Raw genomic sequence first — 16090 nt, forward strand, 5'->3', positions numbered from 1 at the left:
GATAAGCGTTCAGAAATCTGAACGCTTTTTTGCTTTTGCACTATGTCGTTGCAAAGGCAGCTTTGTTAAAATCTCATCAGAAGAAAATTAAAATAGCAGGAAACCATATCAATGAACCCACAAGTAATCGTTACAGATGTACAACGCCCTAAACTAATTCCGCCCAAGGGTGCCGGCAAAGTATTGTTGCATTCATGCTGTGCACCTTGCTCCGGTGAAGTAATGGAAGCCATGCTGGCCGCAGGCATTGATTACACCATCTATTTTTATAATCCTAATATTCATCCGAAAAAAGAATATGAAATTCGCAAAGATGAAAACAAAGCCTTTGCAGAAAAATTCAATATTCCGTTTATCGACGCCGATTATGATATGGACAACTGGTTTGCCCGCGCAAAAGGTATGGAGTTTGAACCAGAGCGTGGTATTCGGTGTACCATGTGTTTTGATATGCGTTTCGAACGTACAGCTTTATATGCTCATGAAAACGGTTTTCCGGTCATTACCAGCTCTCTAGGCATTTCTCGCTGGAAAAATATGCAGCAGATCAATGATTGCGGCAAACGTGCGGCAGAAAAATATCCTGGTCTGATTTACTGGGATTACAACTGGCGCAAAGGCGGTGGCAGTCAGCGTATGATAGAAATCAGCAAACGTGAGCAGTTTTATCAGCAGGAATATTGCGGCTGCGCTTATTCTTTGCGTGACAGCAATGCATGGCGTCGCGAACATGGCCGAGAAAGCATTAAAATCGGCACTAAATACTATGGCACTGAAGAAAAAGCTTAAATCACAAGATTCAGTGCGGTAAGAAATCAATCATAGCAACCAATCTAAATTAGCTTAAAGTAATGAAACAGCGGATTCATCAAGTAAATCCGCTGTTTCATTAATATTTCGCTAGGGTTTGGACCAGCAGGCTAGTAAACTTGCTTATTTATTTATCTCAAATACCATTTGTAAATGTCTGGCATCTAAAAATAACGACAAAAGTTGCAATTTACACTTCTTTCAAATGGCTCATATGTAGCTTTTCTGGCCATTTTCTGCCATCCTTGTAAACAGAAATAAAGCTTATTAAAGGATAAACATGAATCAATGGATTTTCCTATCCATCGCCATACTAGCAGAAATTTTTGCAACCAGTATGCTCAAAGTAAGTAATGGATTTACCAGACTCATACCTAGCTTCTGCTCCATTATGGGCTATATCATTTCCTTTTATTGTCTGGCGCAGACACTGAAAACCATGCCAGTAGGCATCGCTTATGCTGTGTGGTCTGGAGTTGGCATTGTTTGCGTATCACTAATTGCATGGATAAAATTTGGTCAGAAGCTGGATATGCCGGCAATTATCGGTATAGGTCTGATACTGGTAGGAGTTGTAGTCATTAATCTTTTTTCCAAGTCAATGACTCACTAACAAAAAAACCGTGGCTAACCCACGGTTTTTATCAAACAGAATAAATGATTATTCTGGAGATGATGATTTTGGTTCATGCTGCAGGCTTACAGCCCGTGCAGGAACAATGGTAGAAATCGCATGCTTATATACCATTTGTGTTACAGAGGTATTACGCAATAACACAACATACTGGTCAAATGACTCTACCTGACCTTGCAGTTTAATACCGTTGACCAAATAAATGGAAACCGGTACATACTCTTTTCGCAGTGCATTCAAGAAAGGATCTTGTAACATTTGTCCTTTGGCGCTCATTTGGATACTCCGTTTTTTTGATTATGTTGTCGCTAAGCTGCACCCGCGTACAGCGATTAGAAAAGCGTAGTCAATGCTACCACATTAATGGGCATTTGTTTTCTTTGTACTGACTTTATTTTTACGTTTTACCTGCTTTTTCGATTGTTTAATCTGCTCACGTTTGGCAATCCGGTTACTCATTTTAACTCGACGCAATGGCTGCGCCGGCTTGCTGTCTTTTTCTTCATATGGATTGTGGTTAACATTATATTGAATACGTAAAGGTGTACCCTGTAAATGAAAGGCTTTGCGAAACGTTTGTGTCAGATATCTGGTATAAGCATCACTAATATGTTGCAAAGCATTCCCATGAATCACTATGACTGGCGGATTCATGCCCCCCTGATGGGCATAGCGCAATTTAGGACGAATTAGTCCGGCACGTGGTGGCTGCTGTCGCTCAAGCGCACTTTGTAGTACGCGAGTAATTTTTGGTGTGGGCAACTTAATCATTGCTGCATCATATGCTTCTTGAATTGAGCTAAACAGCCCGTCTATGCCCTTTTCTTTTAATGCAGAAATAAAATGAAATTTTGCAAAATCCAGAAAATATAGTTTACGGGCAATATCACGTTTTACTTGCTGTTTGCGTTCTTCGCTCAGTCCGTCCCATTTATTGACAGCCACCACCAGAGCGCGTCCGGCTTCAAGAGCAAAGCCTGCAATAGTAGCATCCTGATCAGCTATATCCTGCTGTGCATCCAATACCAACACAGCTACATTTGCTTCATCAATAGCTTGCATCGCCTTGATTACAGAAAATTTTTCAATTGCATCATCTACTTTTCCACGCCGGCGCACCCCTGCTGTATCAATAATCGTAAACGGCTTATCACCCCGTTCAAAATCAATATGTATCGAATCACGCGTTGTTCCGGCCATATCAAAAGCGATGACTCGTTCTTCGCCGAGAATGGCATTTACTAGCGTTGATTTGCCTACATTAGGACGACCGATGACTGCAAAAACCGGATGCTTGCTTTCAGTTTCTTCTTGCTCTTCAGGAAACGATTCCAGCACAGTTTCAATCAGCTCATAAACACCATCACCATGTGCACCAGAAATGACTACAGGTTCACCAAGACTGAGCTCATAAAATTCAGCCGCTAAAACCGGCCGATTACCACCCTCACCTTTATTCACTGCCAGATACACCGGACGGGTACTTTGACGTAGGCGATTGGCGATAATTTGATCTTGCGGCGTTAAACCCGTCCGCCCGTCCACCAAAAAGATAACTGCATCTGCTTCATCAATAGCCTGTAAAGTATGCCGTGCCATTTCATAGAGAATGCCACTATCTACAACTGGCTCAAAACCGCCAGTATCTACCACCAGATAAGGTTTGCTTCCCACCCGTCCATGGCCATAGTGACGATCTCGTGTCAGACCCGGTAAATCAGCAACCAGCGCATCTTTGGTTCGGGTCAGGCGATTAAACAGAGTTGATTTGCCTACATTCGGTCGACCAACCAAAACGATTGTTGGTTTCATATAAATTCTTTCTAATAATTTTACTTCGCTGTAAAACAGCAACAGCCTGCCATAGGCAAGCTTTTTAAAAAACTACAATCCTGAGATTAAGGCATGATTACTTGCTCGTAATCTCAGGTTGAAATATATCAATTAGCTCAGACTGCTGATTTTCATTTGAAGCACGTCACGCTGTACTGAATCCTTGTCCAGAAGATTCAATGCCTGCTGATAAGCTGCCATAGCTTCGGTATTTTTCTTTTGTGCCTGCAGAACATCGCCCTTAGTTTCCAAAAGAATAGGCTTAAACTGAGCCACTACTTTTACATCCAGAGCCTGTAATGCTTCGTTATATTTACCCTGCTGCAAATAAACGGTAGCCAGCCTCTGAGCAACGATTGTCTGCAATAAGTCATCTTTCTGTCTGTCCTTCACCCATTGCAAATGACGGATTGCTTCATCATATTTATGTTCATCAAAAGCAGATCCGGCCATCATCAGTGTGGCCTGAGTGGCATTCATGGTATCCGGATATTTTTCCTGTAGCTGCATCAGAGCTTTTTTACTTTCAGCCATATTATTTGCATTGGCCTGAGTCACAAAAGTTTCAAATACAGCAGCTGCTTTTTCATTATTATTGCGAATATGCCCCTGATAAAGCACATAACCCAGATAGGCCAGTGCAAGCAAAATCAAAACTGCAAAAATCCATCGACCCCAACGCTGCCAAAAGTACTTAAAATTCGCAACTTCCTGTTCATCCTGAATATGTACAACCATTATGCATTCTTCCATTGTTGGATTAACTGTAAAACTGCATTTGCAGCAACAGTCTGTTGTTCATGAGTACGCAGATTTTTTACTGTCAGCGTATTGTTTACCATTTCTTCCTGCGCCACAATTACAGCAAAAGCTGCACCACTGGCATCGGCTTTTTTCAGCTGCGCTTTTAAACTTTGATCACCACAATGCAGGTAAACACTCAATCCAGCCGCGCGTAATATTGTTGCATTCTGCATTGCTGTCAAACTACTGCCTTCACCCTGATGCAGAACATATATATCAGGAGCAGCATTAACCTTCAATTTTCCGAATTCCTGCACAATTAATAATAAACGCTCAATTCCCAGCGCAAAACCAATTGCCGGTGCCGGTTTACCTCCTAGCTCTTCTATAAGACCATTATATCGGCCACCACCGCACACCGTAGCCTGTGATCCGAGCTTATCCGTAGTCCATTCAAACACTGTCAGATTATAGTAATCCAACCCCCTCACCAGACGTGGGTTTTCAACATAATGGATACCCAGACCATCTAACATACTTTTCAGAGTATTATAATGTGCCAATGACTCATCGCCCAAGTAATCAGTCAAGCGTGGGGCTGCATTGGCCATTGCCTGTAAGTCAGGATTTTTAGTATCCAGTACCCGTAAAGGATTAGTATGCATTCGCCGCCGGCTATCTTCATCTAAAATAGCTACATGCTGTTGCAGATATGCAATTAAAGCTGTGCGATGCGCCGCCCGCTCCTGCTGATTACCCAAAGTATTGAGTTCTAAAGTCAGATGTTCTCGAATGCCCAGATGTTCCCACAAATTGGCACTCATAGCGATTAGCTCAGCATCCACATCAGGTCCGTCAAATCCAAGTGCCTCAACTCCAACCTGATGAAACTGACGATAACGCCCTTTCTGCGGCCGTTCACGCCTAAACATCGGCCCCATATACCATAACTTTTGCGGGTTATTATAAAGTAAATTGTGCTCTACTACGGCGCGTAAACAGGAGGCTGTACCTTCAGGCCTCAGGCTCAAACTTAATTTATCGTTTGAATCGGCAAAAGTGTACATTTCCTTGCCAACCACATCAGTCTCTTCACCGATAGAACGCACAAATAAACCGGTTTGTTCCACCATCGGCGTCCGAATCTGGCTATAGCCAAAACTGCGTGTCCATAATGCCACTACATCTTCAAATGCCTGCCAGAGTGCTGCTGTTAGCTTGAAATCTTTTTGCACTACTGGTAACAAATCATTCATGCCTTTAACGGCCTGGATTTTCTTACCCATAATATTTTATTTTTATCCCTATGAAACAATACAGCCTGTCACAGCTTGAAGATCTGTTCATTGTAAAGCGGCAATCGGAATAACTTTAGCTGGCTCCCTTTTTTTACCCTGACTGCCATAATTAGTATGGATATATTCTTCAACTAATGCCAGAAACTCTTCAGCCATATGCTCACCTTTTAGAGTGGTTTTCCGTTCACCGTCTATGTATACAGGAGCCACAGGCGTTTCACCAGTACCGGGTAACGAAATACCAATATCAGCCAGCTTACTTTCACCTGGTCCATTCACAACACATCCCATTACTGCTACATTTAAGTTTTCTACACCAGGATATTGCAAACGCCACACCGGCATTTTTTCACGCAAATATCGCTGAATATCACGAGCCAGCTCCTGAAAAACAGTACTAGTGGTTCTTCCACAACCTGGGCAAGCTGTTACCAATGGTGTAAACGAACGGATACCCATAGTCTGCAAAATTTCCTGAGCCACAACGACTTCCTGCGTCCTAGCACTTCCAGGTTCGGGCGTTAATGAAACTCGAATCGTATCACCAATGCCCTGTTGCAAAAGAATAGACAATGCAGCAGTGGAAGCAACGATACCTTTACTGCCCATTCCCGCTTCAGTAAGACCCAAATGTAATGGATATAGACAGCGGGCAGCTAGATTATGATAAACCTCAATCAAATCCTGCACATTTGATACTTTACAAGATAAAATAATTCGGTCTGAAGGCAATCCCAGACTTTCAGCCTTTTGTGCTGAATCAAGAGCTGAAACAATTAAAGCTTCTTTCATTACAGCTTCAGCAGGCTGAGGAGCAGGTAAAGCCAAATTGGCATCCATCATTCGTTTGGCCAAAGCCTGATCTAACGACCCCCAGTTCACTCCGATACGAACCGCCTTATCATTTTCAGCTGCAGTGTGAATCATAAAGGCAAATTTTTCATCGCCTTTAACCCCTTTGCCTACATTTCCCGGGTTAATGCGGTATTTTGCTAGTGCCCGAGCACAATCTGGATAATCTTTGAGTAAGCGATCACCATTAAAATGAAAATCCCCTACTAACGGTACATTACAGCCCATATCATTCAGCCGCTGACGAATTTCAGCCACTTTAGCAGCAGCTTGGGGGGTATTTACCGTAATTCTAACCAGCTCAGAACCAGCATCAGCCAGCGCTTTCACCTGATTAGCCGTCAGTTCAGCATCAGCCGTATCAGTATTGGTCATAGACTGCACTCTCACCGGTGCGTCAGAACCAATTACAACTTGTTCAATTTTTACCTGATAAGTTTTCCTGCGTACTCCGGACAACGTCATTTCAATTACCACCTACCATAACTACAGCAGTTCTTTTTTTATTTTGAGGAATAATAACATCTTTGCCAGCAAACTTGATGCTGGCCCCGGGTGTATAACCAATAATAACTTTATAAGGAGCACTGCCGCTAAATTGTTGAGTGCTTCCTGCATCGACAACCTGGCTGATTAATACTTTGCCATTTTTGTCACTCACTTGTAACCATGATTTATTTTCAAGCTTGATCAGCAACGCCTCTGAATCAGCAGCAACAGGCTGTGATGCATTAGTATTGGTATTAGCTTCCTGGGGCTGACTGGCGCTGATCACTGTAGTCGATGCAGTACTGCTGACTTGTTCACTTGCAGGCATCGGTACCACACGAATATTACTAGCTGCAATATCACTAATGGACGCAGTTTGCGCAGAAACTTCCTGACTGGCTGTAGCAGCCTGTTTGGCATTTTCAGATGTTGATTTACTTTGCCAAGCATATACCACCGCACCAATGATAATCAGCACCAGCAATGCAATAAGCCAACGTGGAAAATGGCGACGTTGAGGTTTATCCTGAAAATCTAATTCTGAAGATAACACTTTGCTACTGTCTGATGTGGAATAGCGTTGTCCGGATGGAAAAATCTGCTGCAGATATTGCTTAAATTCTGACTCATCCAGCTCCAGCAAGCGTGCATAGGAACTCAAAAAACCTTTAATGAATACCGCTTCCGGCAAACCTTTATAACTGCCACTTTCCATTGCCTCAATCTGTCTGGCTGGTAATTTTAAACGCTCTGCAACCTCACCGACAGATAAGCCTTTTTGCTTTCTTGCCTGAGATAATAATGCTCCCAAAGTGACAGCGGCATTCGGGCTGGAATCGAGATTTTTGGTTTGCTCATTCATTAGAATTTTCCTGTAGAAACCTGCTCTAATTCAGCAGAATAAGGGAAATTATTACGCAATTGTGCTTCATATTCATAAGCCGCTTGCATATTACCAAGAGATTTTTCAATTCTCCATCCAAGTAACAAATCATCAGCAGATAAACTATTTACCTGACTTTGATATTGTTTAAACAGATAATTGGCTTCTGAAACACTACCTGATTGCAAATCATTACGAGCCATTTCTTTCTTAGCAGCAATAAAATTAGGATTAGCTGCCAAAGCTCGCTCAAAATAACTGTTTGCCAGCTGATACTGTCCCATCCGACTACTACAGATTCCTTTATTAAACTGAGCAACTTCCGGTGTAGGATAAGTCGGATCTGATAAAGCCTTATCAAAATATGAAATGGATGCATTTGGCTTCTTAAGAACATCACAAACAAACCAGCCGAAATTATTATTAACTTCAGCACTGTCTGGAGCCAAAGAAAGCGCTCGCTGAAAACTTTCTTCTGCCTTAGCCGGTTCTTTCAAATACTGCCAGATTTGCGCACGAATTAACCAAGCATCAAGTGAGCTACTATTATTTTTTATAGCTTCATCAATAGATTCTACAGCCTGTCTATAATTTTTATTTCTTAGATATTCTACTGCCAGCTGGGTTTTAATTTGAGCTACCTCGCGTGCTCGCTGAGCAGCAGTTGGCTTTTTATCCAGAGTTTGAGTAGCACAAGCTGATAAAATAACAGTCATCAGTAAAATTGATCCAAGTTTTTTTTTCATCAAATTACCCCTGTACAAGCTGCCATTTTTGTTGACGCCGAGTTTTATCTTTTACTTTGCCAGCAAGCTGACCACATGCTGCATCAATATCATCACCACGAGTTTTTCTGACTGTAACAACAAAACCTGCTTCCAGTAATATTTCTCTAAATACACGGATGCGCTCGTTAGTGGATCGTTCAAAACCAGAATTAGTAAATGGATTAAACGGAATCAGATTGAATTTACAAGGTACATCTTTAACCAGCTCAATCAGTTCGCGTGCGTGTTGAGGTTCATCATTGACACCCTTTAACATGATATATTCAAAAGTAATAAAATCACGTGGAGCTTTAGCCAAATAACGCTGACATGCAGCCATTAATTGGCTAAGCGGATATTTTTTATTCAATGGTATCAAGTGATCCCGAACCTCATCATTTGAAGCATGCAATGAAATAGCAAGAGCTACAGGCATCACATCCTTCAATCGATCCATTTGTGGCACCATGCCCGAAGTAGACACTGTCACACGGCGACGGGACAAACCATACCCATGGTCATCAAGCATTATACTCAGCGCTGTAACTACATTTTCAAAGTTTGCTAAAGGTTCGCCCATCCCCATCATTACCACATTGGAAATCACTCTTTCATCCTTAGGTGTCACACCAAGCGCTTTATTTGCCCACCAAAGCTGACCGATAATTTCTGCAGTAGTGAGGTTACGATTAAAACCCTGTCGGCCTGTTGAGCAAAATAAGCATTCTAAAGCACAACCAACCTGTGAAGAAATACATAAAGTTCCCCTACTATCTTCAGGAATAAAAACTGTTTCCACACCATTGCCTGTACCTACGTCTAACAACCATTTACAAGTACCATCTGCAGATTTTTGCTCTACCAAAAGATCAGGCACTTTAATTTCAGCCTTATCCAATAATTTATGGCGTAATGATTTGGCCAGATCAGTCATATCTGTAAAATCAGCTACACCCCCTGGGTGCATCCAGCGCATAACCTGCTTGGCACGAAATGGCTTCTCCCCCATCTGAGCAAAGTGGGCAGTTAAGCCGGGTAAGTCAAAATTTAGCAAATTGGTTTTCATCTGGAAAATACAAAAAAATTACGTAACAAATGCTACAAAACAAACTAATCTAAAACATTATGCTGATAATACAAATTTATTCAACAATTTATACAATTCTTTAATTTTTACCAGATAAAAAATGCCATACTTTTTTTAGTGTTTTCTCAGTTTTTTTCTTTTGAACTATCACATTAAACAAACGACGATAATGATTAGGCGGACAAGTTAAGACTTCAGTAGCATGCCAACCATCAGCAGTATTTTTAAAAAGAAAACTGCTGTTATCACGTATATCAAAGCCTTCCACACTCTCAAAATCACTAATGTCTGGGTTAGTTTTGGCTGTTTTTTTACCACTGAGAGCCAATATTGAACCACCCCATTCTATTTCCCAGTCTGCCGAAGTATTAAAATAAAAAATATGTGTTCCGATTTTGTCAAAACTATCACAATGTGGTGAAACCTCAGAACCTGTTTCACCAACATGCCACGCATACCGAATCTCATATTCATCAAGATTTAAATACCGTCTTAAAAACTCCTGATATGGTTCAAAAGTTTGTACCTCCCGAACAAACTCTTGCCAAACTTCAGGTAATTGTTCTAATTTGGTAACGCCTGGTCCAGACTGGTCATTTTTATGATATATAGATTTCTCAAAAGCCAGATAATAACGGTTATGCGGTCGCTGACCACTTTTTCCACGTGGTCTGTTAACATGTTTTTCAAACAACTCAAGACTTGGAAAATTATTATATAAATTATTAAATGCTTCTGGTAACAAAATTTCCTTAAATAGATGATTCGGAAATGGTTTTGTTTCGTTAAATGTTTGTACAGAAAGTGATTTTAAAGCTGGTAAATTAAAAAAATCAGACATCTCATTTCTCCAGTTAACATATATAGTTACAAATTAGTCCACCTCTATAGGTGGACTAATTCAATTCATATACAAACTATTTTAGCGCGTGCACAATTCATCGGCAGCAAAAAAATATGCAATTTCTGTAGCTGCATTTTCAAGGCTATCAGAGCCATGCACAGCATTAGCATCGATTGAATCAGCAAAATCAGCTCGAATAGTTCCGGCTGCTGCTTCTTTCGGATTAGTTGCACCCATGAGCTCACGATTTTTAGCGACCGCACCTTCTCCTTCCAGTACCTGGATCATCACCGGACCACTAATCATAAAATTCACCAGTTCACCAAAAAAAGGACGTTCTTTGTGTACAGCATAAAAACCTTCTGCCTCAGCTTTAGACAAATGTTTCATTTTTGCAGCGATAATTTTCAAACCATTATTTTCGAATCGGCTGTAAATCTGTCCAATAACGTTTTTTGCAACTGCATCAGGTTTAACAATAGATAAAGTACGTTCGATAGCCATGTTTGTTTCCATTATATTCAAATTAATAAAAATACATATTTTTAGGCGCAAATAATGCGTAAGACTGTTTTTGTCATTTTAACAAATTTCCGCTTTATTTAATATCTTTTCCTAAATGTACAGTTTCTTTATCTAAAGTAAGATGAGGCAAGTTTAAATATTCTTCAGACTGCATTTCTGTCAGACGACTGGCCGTTCGGGTAAATTCATTAGCAAAGTCACCCTCTGTATATATATTATCTATAGGCACTTCACAACTGGCACAGAGTTTGATTCGATAATCATACAATACATCAATAAGCCAAGTGAGACGACGGGCTTCTGCCATCTGAGCAGAGCCCATCTTCGGTATAGCAGATAAAATCAGTACACGAAATTTTTGCGCCAGCTCCAGATAATCATTCTGTGAACGCGGTCCACAGCATAAAGTTTCAAAATCAAACCAAATTGTTGAATCAGATATTGCTTTATAGGACAGTTTTCGGCCCAATATTTCAATATCTCCGCCAGTGATTGGCTGCTGACCATTTATTTTATGAAAAATATCCCCTAGTTTTTTTTCGCTAGCTGTATCTGCCGGTATGTAAAATATATCAGCAGGCTTGAGTGATCGCATGCGATAATCTTCACCACCATCAACATTTAAAATTGTCAGTTCTTTTTCAATCAATGCAATAGTTGGTAAAAAACTGGAACGGTTTTGCCCCTGATAATAAAGATCTGCTGGAGCATAATTAGATGTAGCCACCATAACCACGCCTTGCTCAAACAGGCCTTCCAGCAAACGTCCGAGAATCATTGCATCAGCGATATCACTGACATGAAATTCATCAAAGCATAATACCCTAACCTCACGAGCAATATCCTCTGACACAGCATGTAATGGATTGGCCTGACTATGATGCTCTTTCAGTCGTTGCTGCACTTCTGCCATAAACGCGTGAAAATGGACTCGGCGTTTGCGCCGATAAGGTAAGCAACCAAAAAACACATCCATTAAAAAGCTTTTACCACGTCCAACACCTCCATACATATATAATCCTTTGGGTGCCCGAGGTGAACGTAAGCTGCGTCCTAAAAATCGATTACGCTTGCGTTTAAACATCATTAACTCTGTCCAGAGCCTGTCAAGTTGTTTAATAGCCCGCAACTGAGCGGCATCATGTATAAATCCAGGTTTCTGCTCTGCAGCCTGATACCAAGACAGAGGACTTTGATTATTAAATTCGGGAGCAACAAAGACGGATGTGGTCATATTGTTCGTTTTCTTCTGAGGAAAGAGCGTATAAGGCAAAAGTTAAAAGACGTAACCATAGCACACTCATTAAAGCTTCGACCACCCAAAAATAAAAATACGCCGCAGAAACTGCGGCGTTAACGTCTATCTCAAATAAAAAAGTATTACTTGTCCGCAGACAGTAGCGCTTTGTCTACGCGTTCACGTAATTCCTTGCCAGGTTTGAAGTGAGGTACATATTTTTCAGGTACCGAAACTTTTTCACCCGTTTTGGGATTACGACCAATGCGAGCTGGACGGTGGTTCAAATCAAAGCTACCAAATCCACGAATTTCGATTCGCTGGCCTTTTGCCAAAGCACGAGTCATTGTATCAACGAGAATCTTGATACTTTGTTCGACATCCTTAGCATTTAAAATGGTACTATCATTATTAACAGTATATAACTCCGCCAAGCGAATCATTAACTCCGACTTCGTCATAACCGCTTATTCGCTTTCACCAGATAATTTAGCTTTCAACAAATCACCCAGACTGGTGGTACCAGCTGAGGCATTGTTAGCTGATAATGAACGCAGAGCAGCAGTATTATCCTGTGCATCTTTCGCTTTGATAGACAAATTGATGTTGCGGTTTTTACGATCTACTGTAGTAATCACAGCTTCAACATCATCGCCTTCTTTCAAAACATTGCGAATGTCTTCAACGCGATCATTAGAAACTTCTGATGCACGTAGATAGCCTTCAACATCATCTGCCAATGCAATGACTGCGCCTTTAGCATCCAGTGATTTTACTTTACCGGTTACAATGCTGCCTTTGTCATTTACGCTAACATAGTTGCTGAACGGATCACCTGCCAGTTGTTTCACACCCAGAGAAATACGTTCTTTATCTACATCGATAGCCAGAACCACGGCTTCAACTTCTTCACCTTTCTTGAACTGGCGTACGGCTTCTTCACCGCCATCAGTCCATGAAAGATCAGACAGGTGCACTAGACCATCGATACCACCAGGCAAGCCGACAAATACACCGAAGTCAGTAATAGATTTTACTACCCCTTTGATTTTATCGCCTTTTTCATGATTGGATTCGAATTCCTGCCATGGATTAGCCTGACACTGCTTCATACCTAGGGAAATGCGACGACGATCTTCATCAATTTCAAGAATCATCACTTCGACTTCATCACCCATCTGAACGACTTTACTTGGATGAACATTCTTATTCGTCCAGTCCATTTCAGAAACGTGTACCAGACCTTCAATACCCTGCTCGATTTCCACAAATGCACCGTAGTCAGTAAGGTTAGTTACCTTACCAAATAGGCGAGTACCTTGCGGATAGCGACGAGCCAGACCATTCCACGGATCTTCACCCAGCTGTTTCAGACCCAGAGATACACGGCTGCGTTCCTGATCGAATTTAAGTACTTTGGCTTCAACTTCCTGACCAACTTCCAGCACTTCACTTGGGTGCTTAACTCGACGCCAAGCCAAATCAGTGATGTGCAACAGACCATCAATACCGCCCAAGTCAACGAATGCACCGTAGTCAGTGATATTTTTCACAATACCTTTTACTACAGAACCTTCTTTCAGATTTTCCAGCAGTGCTTTACGTTCTTCACCAAGTGTTTCTTCCAATACAGCACGGCGTGAAACAACAACGTTGTTGCGACGTTTATCCAGCTTAATTACTTTGAATTCAATTTCTTTACCTTCAAAGTGAGAAGTATCTTTAACCGGACGAACATCTACCAGCGAACCAGGCAGGAAAGCACGGATGCTGTTGATCATTACAGTCAGGCCGCCTTTGACTTTACCGTTAATTACGCCAGACAGAATTTCACCATTTTCCATGGCTTCTTCCAGCTTAATCCAGTCTGCCGCACGCTTAGCTTTTTCACGTGAAAGTTTGGTTTCACCAAAACCATTTTCCACAGATTCAATGGTTACAGTGACAAAATCGCCAACTTTAACCTCAATCTCGCCCGCTGCATTCTTGAATTCGCTCACATCAATCAGAGATTCTGATTTCAGACCGGCATTCACAGTGACGAAATTATTGTCTATGGCAACAACTTCTGCGGTGATGACTTCGCCGGGATTCATCTCTTGCAAGGTGAAACTTTCTTCCAGCAACTGGGCAAAATTTTCCATAGTCATATATATATGTTCTCAAACAAGTATCGCCAGGGGATACGAAAGTTAGTTAATCAAAACCGGCACACCCTGACTGTGCCAGCAATACTATTTAATTTAATTGCGACCAATATAATAAATACATACACCAGTGCAAAATATAAATATGTAAAACAATTATTTGATACAGTACTCGAATGCTCTTGTATTGGCGAACACACTTAGCACTGCATACAAAATCCGAGAATTATACATTATTTTTAGATTTTCCGATACCAATCAAGTACTTTTTCTACACTTTCTTCAATAGTAAGTAGAGATGTGTCAAGAATTTTGGCATCACAAGCAGGTTTAAGCGGAGCCACTAATCGGGTGCGGTCTGTCTGATCACGTTTTTCAATATCAGCCAGTATCTGCTGATATTCGATACCATTATTGGCAATTCCAAACTGCAAGGCACGCCGTTGTGCTCGTACCGTAGCACTGGCTGTAAGAAATATTTTCAGTTCAGCCTGGGGAAATACGACTGTAGCCATATCTCTGCCATCTGCCACCAATCCTTTGGAAGTCAGAAAACTGCGCTGACGTTGCAATAATGCGTCTCGTACTGCCGGTAAAGCAGCAACTGCGGAGGCTCCCATACCAATATCCTCGGCACGAATTTCTGCTGTTACATCCTTACTATCAAGCAAAATGCATTCATTGTGGAAAATCACAGGTAGATTCTTTGCCAATACTGCAACACCTGATTCATCCTGCCAATTAATATGCTGTTGCCGTGCATAGAGTGCAGTCAACCGGTATAAAGCTCCAGAATCCAAATAATCTCTATTGAGAACATTTGCTACTCTTGCTGCCACAGTCCCTTTTCCAGATGCACTTGGACCATCAATTGCAATTACTTTCAAACGTGGCTCAAGTTGTTTCGCCACCATATTCTTCCTTTATTAAGTACATCTTTTATATATTGTACAAAATTTTTTCAATGACCAGTATCTTCGGGATAACTGATAATCGAAGATGCGCAATCACACCCAATGTACTTTAACCGCTGTTAAAGATTTCCAGTCTGGTTCTAACCTTTAGCATAATGATTAAAAGCAGTTATTGGCATCTACATATTCAAATTTCAGATTTATCAATGTGCTTCAACTTGTTTTAAGGATTTCTTCATCTGTAAAATGGTACGCCACTGCATTACAGCAGATACAGTGAATAAAGCAAGCATAAAAGGGCATTCATACAATTCTTCCAACAAGTCATCATAAGCAGAATTGAAAAGAATAAACTGTGAAACCCAACGACCACGTTCAATGGCATCAGCAAGTAGAAAACCCGCCGCAGCCAGCAAAAAATTCCAAATAGGAAAAGGTTGCTGGTAATAATAAACAATTCCTTCACGTAAACGAGGCCAAACCAGCATCAAGATTAACCCGAGAATTAATATTGCTGCTATTGTGTGATATACCGCGTGTTCATACCCGGGAAATGTCTGCCTACCCCAATTCTGGTCACGTCCAAGCAACAAAAGCCACCATAATGATGCCCATAACCAAAACGCTTTTTTCTTACCGGACAACCCACTGCAAATAGTTGAAAAAAAAGTAAATAAGAAACAAAAAAGCAGAAACAGCGTTTGCCCTTCTTCAACTTTGGAAACAAAATCAGGAGGAATGTGCAATTGCTGCGCGAAAGGCACACTCAATATCATGATTAACCAAAGTGTACTGAGTTTGGACCAGTGCCAATCAAATTTAAATTTCATACTAACTGACTTTTATTTTAAGATACTAACAAGTCTAATATTATACCTAATCTAACTAATACTTACTGGTTTTATATTTAACCACTTATTATGCATTTTCATGTTTAACTTTGCCTAAATCCATTCTTTTTTAGCATATCCGCCCGCACAATTAACTGATAAACTTGCAAACTAATCCTGAAAATTTATTAATACC

The 16090-nt window shown here is 41.0% G+C and carries 17 protein-coding genes; 2 read left to right on the forward strand and 15 right to left on the reverse strand.

Annotated features, from left to right (window positions below; genetic code table 11):
* Positions 1 to 111 precede the first annotated feature (111 nt).
* Both ABU615_RS02120 and ABU615_RS02125 read left to right on the forward strand, forming a co-directional pair.
* Positions 112 to 789, forward strand: coding sequence for an epoxyqueuosine reductase QueH (locus tag ABU615_RS02120; protein ID WP_367487971.1), 678 nt, complete (start codon positions 112 to 114; stop codon positions 787 to 789).
* A gap of 301 nt (positions 790 to 1090) precedes the next feature.
* Positions 1091 to 1423 carry an SMR family transporter gene (locus tag ABU615_RS02125; RefSeq protein WP_100140946.1) on the forward strand — a complete coding sequence of 111 codons (333 nt, stop codon included), beginning with the start codon at positions 1091 to 1093 and terminating at the stop codon, positions 1421 to 1423.
* Positions 1424 to 1471: 48 nt separating this feature from the next.
* Here the strand turns inward: ABU615_RS02125 and hfq are convergent, their stop codons facing one another.
* From hfq to ABU615_RS02200, 15 genes are all read right to left on the reverse strand, one after another.
* Positions 1472 to 1720 carry an RNA chaperone Hfq gene (gene hfq, locus ABU615_RS02130; protein ID WP_100140945.1) on the reverse strand — a complete coding sequence of 83 codons (249 nt, stop codon included), beginning with the start codon at positions 1718 to 1720 and terminating at the stop codon, positions 1472 to 1474.
* Positions 1721 to 1804: 84 nt separating this feature from the next.
* Positions 1805 to 3256 (reverse strand): ribosome biogenesis GTPase Der, encoded by a 1452-nt coding sequence (gene der, locus ABU615_RS02135; RefSeq protein ID WP_100157098.1) that lies wholly within the window; start codon positions 3254 to 3256, stop codon positions 1805 to 1807.
* Positions 3257 to 3388: 132 nt separating this feature from the next.
* On the reverse strand, positions 3389 to 4015 hold the full coding sequence (locus ABU615_RS02140) for a tetratricopeptide repeat protein (protein WP_267390443.1): 627 nt from the start codon (positions 4013 to 4015) through the stop codon (positions 3389 to 3391).
* Complete coding sequence (hisS, locus tag ABU615_RS02145) at positions 4015 to 5307, reverse strand: histidine--tRNA ligase (RefSeq protein ID WP_370389114.1); 1293 nt, start codon at positions 5305 to 5307, stop codon at positions 4015 to 4017. The genes ABU615_RS02140 and hisS overlap by 1 nt, the downstream gene beginning before the upstream one ends.
* 57 nt (positions 5308 to 5364) lie before the next feature.
* Positions 5365 to 6636: a flavodoxin-dependent (E)-4-hydroxy-3-methylbut-2-enyl-diphosphate synthase gene (ispG, locus tag ABU615_RS02150; RefSeq protein ID WP_370389115.1), complete on the reverse strand. Its 1272-nt coding sequence runs from the start codon at positions 6634 to 6636 to the stop codon at positions 5365 to 5367.
* A 1-nt stretch (position 6637) separates the two neighbouring features.
* Positions 6638 to 7522: a RodZ domain-containing protein gene (locus ABU615_RS02155; protein ID WP_267390446.1), complete on the reverse strand. Its 885-nt coding sequence runs from the start codon at positions 7520 to 7522 to the stop codon at positions 6638 to 6640.
* On the reverse strand, positions 7522 to 8289 hold the full coding sequence (gene pilW, locus ABU615_RS02160) for a type IV pilus biogenesis/stability protein PilW (RefSeq protein ID WP_267390447.1): 768 nt from the start codon (positions 8287 to 8289) through the stop codon (positions 7522 to 7524). The genes ABU615_RS02155 and pilW overlap by 1 nt, the downstream gene beginning before the upstream one ends.
* Before the next feature lie 4 nt (positions 8290 to 8293).
* The gene (rlmN, locus tag ABU615_RS02165; protein WP_100140939.1) at positions 8294 to 9376 is read right to left on the reverse strand and encodes a 23S rRNA (adenine(2503)-C(2))-methyltransferase RlmN; all 1083 of its coding nucleotides are present in this window, start codon (positions 9374 to 9376) and stop codon (positions 8294 to 8296) included.
* Positions 9377 to 9476: 100 nt separating this feature from the next.
* Positions 9477 to 10238 carry a hypothetical protein gene (locus ABU615_RS02170; RefSeq protein WP_370389116.1) on the reverse strand — a complete coding sequence of 254 codons (762 nt, stop codon included), beginning with the start codon at positions 10236 to 10238 and terminating at the stop codon, positions 9477 to 9479.
* Positions 10239 to 10319: 81 nt separating this feature from the next.
* On the reverse strand, positions 10320 to 10745 hold the full coding sequence (gene ndk / locus ABU615_RS02175) for a nucleoside-diphosphate kinase (RefSeq protein ID WP_100152677.1): 426 nt from the start codon (positions 10743 to 10745) through the stop codon (positions 10320 to 10322).
* 94 nt (positions 10746 to 10839) lie between these two features.
* Positions 10840 to 12000: a cell division protein ZapE gene (zapE, locus tag ABU615_RS02180; RefSeq protein ID WP_370389117.1), complete on the reverse strand. Its 1161-nt coding sequence runs from the start codon at positions 11998 to 12000 to the stop codon at positions 10840 to 10842.
* A 146-nt stretch (positions 12001 to 12146) separates the two neighbouring features.
* Positions 12147 to 12464 carry an integration host factor subunit beta gene (locus ABU615_RS02185; RefSeq protein WP_100140935.1) on the reverse strand — a complete coding sequence of 106 codons (318 nt, stop codon included), beginning with the start codon at positions 12462 to 12464 and terminating at the stop codon, positions 12147 to 12149.
* A gap of 6 nt (positions 12465 to 12470) precedes the next feature.
* A complete protein-coding gene (gene rpsA, locus ABU615_RS02190; RefSeq protein ID WP_100140934.1) occupies positions 12471 to 14153 on the reverse strand; it encodes a 30S ribosomal protein S1 in 1683 nt (560 codons plus the stop codon).
* 236 nt (positions 14154 to 14389) lie between these two features.
* A complete protein-coding gene (gene cmk / locus ABU615_RS02195; RefSeq protein ID WP_367578177.1) occupies positions 14390 to 15064 on the reverse strand; it encodes a (d)CMP kinase in 675 nt (224 codons plus the stop codon).
* Positions 15065 to 15267: 203 nt separating this feature from the next.
* Positions 15268 to 15894: a hypothetical protein gene (locus ABU615_RS02200; protein WP_367578178.1), complete on the reverse strand. Its 627-nt coding sequence runs from the start codon at positions 15892 to 15894 to the stop codon at positions 15268 to 15270.
* Positions 15895 to 16090: the final 196 nt, after the last annotated feature.

It is taken from the genome of Snodgrassella alvi (assembly GCF_040741455.2).
Classification (GTDB): domain Bacteria; phylum Pseudomonadota; class Gammaproteobacteria; order Burkholderiales; family Neisseriaceae; genus Snodgrassella; species Snodgrassella alvi_E.

Coding starts and splice junctions, on each gene's coding strand:
- ABU615_RS02120 (WP_367487971.1), top strand. CDS start 112: ATGAACCCACAAGTAATCGTTACAGATGTACAACGCCCTAAACTAATT.
- ABU615_RS02125 (WP_100140946.1), top strand. CDS start 1,091: ATGAATCAATGGATTTTCCTATCCATCGCCATACTAGCAGAAATTTTT.
- hfq (WP_100140945.1), bottom strand. CDS start 1,720: ATGAGCGCCAAAGGACAAATGTTACAAGATCCTTTCTTGAATGCACTG.
- der (WP_100157098.1), bottom strand. CDS start 3,256: ATGAAACCAACAATCGTTTTGGTTGGTCGACCGAATGTAGGCAAATCA.
- ABU615_RS02140 (WP_267390443.1), bottom strand. CDS start 4,015: ATGGTTGTACATATTCAGGATGAACAGGAAGTTGCGAATTTTAAGTAC.
- hisS (WP_370389114.1), bottom strand. CDS start 5,307: ATGGGTAAGAAAATCCAGGCCGTTAAAGGCATGAATGATTTGTTACCA.
- ispG (WP_370389115.1), bottom strand. CDS start 6,636: ATGACGTTGTCCGGAGTACGCAGGAAAACTTATCAGGTAAAAATTGAA.
- ABU615_RS02155 (WP_267390446.1), bottom strand. CDS start 7,522: ATGAATGAGCAAACCAAAAATCTCGATTCCAGCCCGAATGCCGCTGTC.
- pilW (WP_267390447.1), bottom strand. CDS start 8,289: ATGAAAAAAAAACTTGGATCAATTTTACTGATGACTGTTATTTTATCA.
- rlmN (WP_100140939.1), bottom strand. CDS start 9,376: ATGAAAACCAATTTGCTAAATTTTGACTTACCCGGCTTAACTGCCCAC.
- ABU615_RS02170 (WP_370389116.1), bottom strand. CDS start 10,238: ATGTCTGATTTTTTTAATTTACCAGCTTTAAAATCACTTTCTGTACAA.
- ndk (WP_100152677.1), bottom strand. CDS start 10,745: ATGGCTATCGAACGTACTTTATCTATTGTTAAACCTGATGCAGTTGCA.
- zapE (WP_370389117.1), bottom strand. CDS start 12,000: ATGACCACATCCGTCTTTGTTGCTCCCGAATTTAATAATCAAAGTCCT.
- ABU615_RS02185 (WP_100140935.1), bottom strand. CDS start 12,464: ATGACGAAGTCGGAGTTAATGATTCGCTTGGCGGAGTTATATACTGTT.
- rpsA (WP_100140934.1), bottom strand. CDS start 14,153: ATGACTATGGAAAATTTTGCCCAGTTGCTGGAAGAAAGTTTCACCTTG.
- cmk (WP_367578177.1), bottom strand. CDS start 15,064: ATGGTGGCGAAACAACTTGAGCCACGTTTGAAAGTAATTGCAATTGAT.
- ABU615_RS02200 (WP_367578178.1), bottom strand. CDS start 15,894: ATGAAATTTAAATTTGATTGGCACTGGTCCAAACTCAGTACACTTTGG.